Origin of the sequence: Corallococcus terminator, from assembly GCF_003611635.1 — a bacterium.
Taxonomy (GTDB): Bacteria; Myxococcota; Myxococcia; order Myxococcales; family Myxococcaceae; genus Corallococcus; species Corallococcus terminator.
On sequence record NZ_RAVZ01000489.1, the window covers coordinates 1 to 5,206 of the forward strand.

4 protein-coding genes are annotated in these 5,206 nt (G+C 72.1%); 2 read left to right on the top strand and 2 right to left on the bottom strand.

Annotated elements, in window-relative coordinates; translation table 11 throughout:
• Positions 1-165: 165 nt before the first annotated feature.
• Positions 166-1,152, top strand: a complete 987-nt coding sequence (locus D7V88_RS38665) for a PEGA domain-containing protein (RefSeq protein WP_120545540.1) — start codon at positions 166-168, stop codon at positions 1,150-1,152.
• 169 nt (positions 1,153-1,321) lie between these two features.
• On the opposite strand, the gene D7V88_RS38670 is transcribed toward D7V88_RS38665, so the two are convergent.
• Positions 1,322-1,852, bottom strand: a complete 531-nt coding sequence (locus D7V88_RS38670; RefSeq protein WP_341870754.1) for a hypothetical protein — start codon at positions 1,850-1,852, stop codon at positions 1,322-1,324.
• Positions 1,853-1,974: 122 nt separating this feature from the next.
• On the opposite strand from D7V88_RS38670, the gene D7V88_RS38675 reads away from it, so the two are divergent.
• Positions 1,975-3,810: a M1 family aminopeptidase gene (locus D7V88_RS38675; RefSeq protein ID WP_120545541.1), complete on the top strand. Its 1,836-nt coding sequence runs from the start codon at positions 1,975-1,977 to the stop codon at positions 3,808-3,810.
• A gap of 9 nt (positions 3,811-3,819) precedes the next feature.
• Here the strand turns inward: D7V88_RS38675 and ftsY are convergent.
• Positions 3,820-5,206: signal recognition particle-docking protein FtsY (gene ftsY, locus D7V88_RS38680; RefSeq protein WP_372241165.1), on the bottom strand; the 1,387-nt coding region annotated here is incomplete at its 5' end.

The window sequence follows — 5,206 nt, forward strand, 5'->3', positions numbered from 1 at the left end:
ACCCGGGGCGGGGCCTTGGCCGGACAGGCCGTGAGGGAGAGGACACAAAGGCCGAGCGGAAGGGTGACGAGGGTGCGGTGCATGGGGCGCGGATATTCTCCCAACCGACGTGCGTGTGGGACGTGTTTGCTTCCCCAGGGATGACTCTCTAACCTTCGGGCCGACATGAGCCTTCGCCGCTTCGCCGTCCTGTCGCTTGTCGCCGCCCTGGCAGTCCCCTCCGCGGTGTTCGCCCAGGATGAAGATGATCTCCTCGCGCCTACGGAGTCGAAGCCCACGAAGCCCAAGGGCAAGCCCAAGGCGGTGAAGCCGGCGCCCAAGCGCAAGCCTCCCGCTCCGAAGAAGGAGCGCGTGGGCAAGAAGACGAAGCCGGGCAAGACGCCGGCGGTGTCCCCCGCTGACGCGCCCGACGCCGCGAAGTCCGCCATCGCGTTCAAGCTGGGCAGCAACGCGCGCGGCGCGAAGATCACCGTGGACGACCTGGAGGTGAACACCCAGGCCCCCGTGGAACTGGCGCCGGGTGAGTACCGCGTGATGGCCCGCCGTCCGGGCTACTCGGACTTCCTCCAGCGCGTCGTGGTGTCGCCGGGCCAGACGACGGACGTGACGGTGGCGCTGGAGGTGGCGACGGGCATCGCCAGCCTGCACGCGGACGTGCCTCGCGCCACCGTGTACGTGGATGGCGTGAAGGTTGGCGTCACGCCCATGGAGAACTACAGCATCAGCCCGGGCCAGCATGAGGTGGAGTTCCGCGCCCCGGGCCTCAAGGACGTGAAGAACATCGTCGTGCGCGCCGGCCAGCCCTACCTGGTCGAAGGGCGCCTGCGCCCGGTGGCGGACTCGGATGTGCCGCGCAACGCGGTGCTGGAGCCGGCGGCGACGCCCCTCGAACCGGTGGAGCAGCCGGGGCTGGCGCTGGGCACGGAGCAGCCGCCAGAGGTGAAGGAGAGCAGCGACAAGTCGTGGTACCAGCGCTGGTACGTCTGGGTTGGCGTGGGCGTGGTGGCCGCCGCCGCGGGCGCGGGGGCCTACGCGGCGACCCGGCCTCCGGAGGCGCTCGACGCGGACCGCGACGTCTGCGGTGGGACGTGCGACGGCAAGATCGGTGCGGGTCTGCGCTCGGGGATTCCTGCGGGCGCCCTGCGCTTCTGATGCACTTCCCGAGTCGGTGAGGCCGTACCGCGCGGGGGCTGGTGACTGCCCCCGCTGGTTCGAGGTGCTTCCCGGGTCGGTGAGGCCGTACCGCGAGGGGGTTGCGTGACCGCCCCCTGAAGTTCGAGGTGCTTCCCGGGTCAGTGAGGCCGTACCGCGAGGGTGCTGCTTACTGCCCCCTCAGGTCGTCCTCGCTGCGGCCCGCGCCCGGCTCCAGCCGCAGGTAGAGGGCCGTCACCCGGCCCACGCCCCAGAAGTCCAGCGCGGTGGCGCGGATGCGGAAGGGCTCCGACTCCGGCAGCAGGCTGGTGATGTCGACCTCGTTGGGCTCGAAGCTGAAGGCGTGCCGGCCCAGGTTGTCCACCTGCTCGTTGCCGACGAAGACGCTGTCGGTGAAGCCCACCGCGGCGCGGCGCGACACCTTGCCCTTCGCGTCCAGCACCTCCAGCAGCAGGAAGTTGTCCACGGCGAAGCCCTGGGTGCAGGCCTCATCCCCGCAGAGGCGAGCCTGCGCGCCGTCCAGCATCAGGGGCTGCGTCTCCGCGGTGGCGACGACGCGGGGCGTGCGCTCGCCCTCGCGCGTGTCCACCTCCACGTCCTCACGTCGTCCCTCCAGGCTGGCGGTTTCCCGCTCGGGAGTGTTGGGCAGCAGGCGCACCGAGCGGGGCTTCGCCGACGCGGCGGCGGCGGCAGTGGGCACGGGGACCTGCTTGGCACAGGCGGCCAGGAGGCCAACAGCGGCGGTCAGGGTCAACGTTCGCGGGTGGATCACAGGGAGGCTTGTAGCGAGCGCCCCCGGAGCGGGTCAATTAGCATGCCCCCATGAGGACCTTCCCCGGATGGTGGCTGCTGTGCGTGCTCGTCGCAGGCCCGGCCGTCGCGGCACCGCCCCGTGCCCCCCTGTCGACGCCGGCCTCCATCCCGGGCGCGGGCAGCGTGGCGCCGGAGGTCCAGCTCTGCCTCCAGCACCTCAAGCCGTCGGAGCGGGACCGGGCCGCGCGGGCGCTGGGGCCGCTGGACGGCCTGCCGCGCTACCGCGTGCAACTGGAGGTGGAGCCGAAGGAGCGGCGCGTGTCGGGCAAGGTGCAGGTGGAGCTGGTGGCGAAGGGCCCTGATCCCCTCACCGAGCTGTACCTGCGGCTGACGCCCAACGCCCGTTCGCGGCAGGTGACGCTCTCCGCCGCGAAGCTCAACGGCAAGGCCGTGACGCTGGAGCCGGGGCCGGAGCCCACGTTGCAGCGCGTGGCGGTGGAGCCGCCGGTGGCGCCGGGCGGCACGGTGTCACTGGAGCTCGCTGTGAAGGGCACCGTGCCCCGGGCGGCGCCGGGCGCGGAGTCGCTGGCCGGCGGCCTGGGCGGGCTCATGGGGGGCGGCAAGCAGTCCGGCGCGGAGGACCACGGGGCCTTCTCCGCCACGGCGGACGTGGTGAGCCTGGTGGGCGTGGTGCCGCAGGTGCCACCCATGGATGCGCAGGGACGGCCGTGGGCCGGGCCGCAGGGGCAGGGGGACCTGGCGCTGTATGAACCCGCGCACGTGCTGGCCACGCTCACCGTGCCCGCGGGCTGGGCGGCGCACGCCACCGGGACGCCGCTAGGGGAAGTGCCTGAACGCGACGGCCGCGTGCGCTACAGCTTCGCGGCCGCGGCGGTGCGCGACTTCCCGGTGCTGGTGACGCGCGGCTACCAGTCCGCCACCGCCACGGTGAACAGCGTCACGGTGGAGAGCCACTTCGCGCCCCAGGACGCGGAGGTGGGCAAGCGCGTGCTCAAGTACGCGTCGCAGGCCCTGTCGGAGTTCGAGAAGCGCCTGGGTCCGCTGCCCTACACGCACTTCCGCGTGGTGCAGGCTCCGCTCAGCGGGGGCGCGGGCGGCATGGAGTTCCCGGGGCTTGTGACGGTGGCGACGTCGCTCTACCGCGCGAAGGCCAATCCCATGGCGTTGCTCGGGGGGATGCCCGGCATGGACGAAGCGCTCCAGCAGTTCATGGGCGCGCAGGGCGCGGGCCTGATGGCCCAACTGGGAGATTCACTGGAGCGCACGCTGGAGTTCACCGTGGCGCACGAGGTGGCGCACCAGTACTTCGCCGGACTCGTGGGCTCCGACCCCATCCACGACCCCGTGGTGGACGAGTCCCTGGCGCAGTACGCCGCGCTCCTCTACATCGAATGGGCCCACGGCAAAGAGGCCGCCGAGTCCCTGAAGCAGGAGGCCCTGGTGATGCCCTACCAGCTCTTCCGCATGTCGGGTGGCAAGGACGGCCGCGCGGACCGGCCCGCGGGCGACTTCACGGGCGGCGAGATGGAGTACGGCGCGCTGGTGTACGGCAAGGCGCCGCTGCTGCACCAGGCGTCGCGCGAACTCATGGGGGATGAGGCCTTCTTCAAGGGCCTGCGCGCGTACGTGGACACGTACCGCTTCAAGTGGGCCTGCCGCTCGTGCTTCACGCAGGAGCTGGCGAAGGCGAGCCCCCCGAACGCGAAGGCGCTGGGCGCCCTGCGCACGCGCTGGTGGGAGGAGGCCCACGGCGACGAGGACCTGGGCAAGGCGGACCTTCAGGGCCTGATGGGCGCCATGGGCGGCGACCTGGGCGACGTGAAGCTGGATGCCCAGACGCAGAAACTGCTGGAGGAGCTCATCCCCCAGCTTATGGGGCAGTGACGGGGGCTGTCAGTCGAACAGGGCCTGCACGAACTCGCGCGGCTCGAAGCGGCGCAGGTCGGCGATCTTCTCGCCCACGCCCACCCAGACCACCGGCAGCTTCAGCTCGTCGCAGATGCCGATGATGACGCCGCCCTTGGCGGTGCCATCCAGCTTGGTGAGCGCGATGGCGGTGACGCCCACGGCCTCGTGGAACTGCTTGGCCTGCATGATGGCGTTCTGCCCGTTGGTGGAGTCCAGCACGAGCAGCACCTCATGGGGGGCTCCGGGCAGCGCCTTGTCCATCACGCGCTTGACCTTCTTGAGCTCCTCCATGAGCGGAGCCTTGGTGTGCAGCCGGCCCGCCGTGTCCGCGATGACGACGCTGGCGCCTTCCGCCTGCGCCTTCTTCACCGCCTCGAAGATGACGGAGCCCGGGTCTCCGCCGTCGGTGCCCTTCACCAACTGGGCGCCGGCGCGCTCGGCCCACACGTCCAACTGTTCGGTGGCGGCGGCGCGGAAGGTGTCGCCCGCGGCGAGCACCACCTTCTTGCCCTGGCCGGTGAGCTGCGCGGCCAGCTTCCCGATGGTCGTCGTCTTCCCGGCGCCGTTGACGCCCACTACCATCACCACGTGCGGCGGGCCTCCGCCCTCCAGCGAGCGCGGCACGGGCAGGTCCACCATCCGCGCGACCTCCTCGCGGATGACGCCCTTGATGCGCTCCGGGTCGCTCAGCTCCTTGCGCTTGAGCTTCTCGCGCGCCACCTCCACCAGGTGGTTGGCGGTCCGCACACCGATGTCGGCGGTGAAGAGGATCTCCTCCAGCTCCGCCAGCACGGACTCGTCCACTTCGCGCTGCTGACCGAACAGCCCGTTGAGCCGGGCCATGAAGCCCTGGCTCTTCGTGCGGTCCAGGCCCTGCGCCAGCGTGCGGCCACCTTCGGCCTCCACCTTGGCGCGCGCGGCGGCGGCTTCGGCCTGACGGGCGGCCTCCGCCTGGGCGGCCTCCTGGGCCAGGGCCTCTTCGCGCAGGCGGACCCCCTCGGCGACCTCCCGCTTGCGGCGCTCGCGCGTCTCGTCGTCGACGGCCTTCTTGGCGCGGTACTCGACGCGCTTGGCCTCTTCCTCGCGCTCCTTGAGGGCGCGGGCCTCCGCCTCCAGGCGGGCGCGCTCGGCGCCGTCCTTCGTGGCGCGGGCGGCGAGCGACGCGGACTCGCGCTGGCGGCGCAGGTCCTCCGTGCGGGCGTGGGCGTCCTCCGCGTCCCGGCGCAGGGCCAGCTCCGTGTCGGAGGGCGGCAACTCCACGCGCAGTTCGGGGCGCTCGGCGGGAAGCTGGGGCGCCTGCTCGGGCGGCTTGCGGGGGGCCTCGGGCGGGCGCTTGCGGCCGAACAGCTTGCGGGCCGCCAGGACCATCAGG